1 tRNA gene and 2 rRNA genes are annotated in these 583 nt (G+C 40.0%); all 3 read right to left on the reverse strand.

Annotation, left to right across the window (positions count from 1 at the left end):
- Positions 1 to 52 precede the first annotated feature (52 nt).
- A tRNA-Asn gene (locus ACU68Y_RS09080) sits at positions 53 to 127 on the reverse strand.
- A gap of 193 nt (positions 128 to 320) precedes the next feature.
- Positions 321 to 437: ribosomal RNA gene (gene rrf, locus ACU68Y_RS09085) — 5S ribosomal RNA — on the reverse strand.
- Positions 438 to 478: 41 nt separating this feature from the next.
- A 23S ribosomal RNA gene (locus tag ACU68Y_RS09090) occupies positions 479 to 583 on the reverse strand; the annotation flags it as partial.

Here is a 583-nt window from a genome sequence, read left to right on the forward strand (position 1 = left end):
CACCGCAGGATTTTAAGTCCTGTGCGTCTGCCAGTTCCGCCACCCCGGCATTTGGCTCCCAGGGTGGGACTCGAACCCACAGCCTATCGGTTAACAGCCGAGTGCTCCACCATTGAGCTACCTAGGAATATTACCACTCTTATGAGTGGTGTTCGCTTTTTAAAGTTTGATTACTTTTATTCGAAAATTTAATGTTTTCCATGAGCGACGCTTCGAACGAGGAAATCTTCATTTCATTTTCTAAAAAGAAGATTTCTGAAGTGAGGCTGAGCGAATGGAATTATTAAATTTTCCTTTAGTAATCAAACTTTAATATCTTCGTTTGGCGACTACCTACTCTCCCACGACGTTTCCATCGTAGTACCATCGGCGTTAAGAGGCTTAACTTCTGTGTTCGGCATGGGTACAGGTGTATCCCTCTTGCTTTTATCACCATACTTATTCACTTTTCATTTCCAATCAATAACAGTATATATTTCCAGTCAAGTTTTCGATTTATTAGTATCAGTTAGCTTTGATATTACTACCTTTACACCTCTGACCTATCTATCTTGTTTTCTTCAAGTAATCTCATAGAAATCTT

It is taken from the genome of Finegoldia sp. P1-F-LS (genome assembly GCF_052932205.1).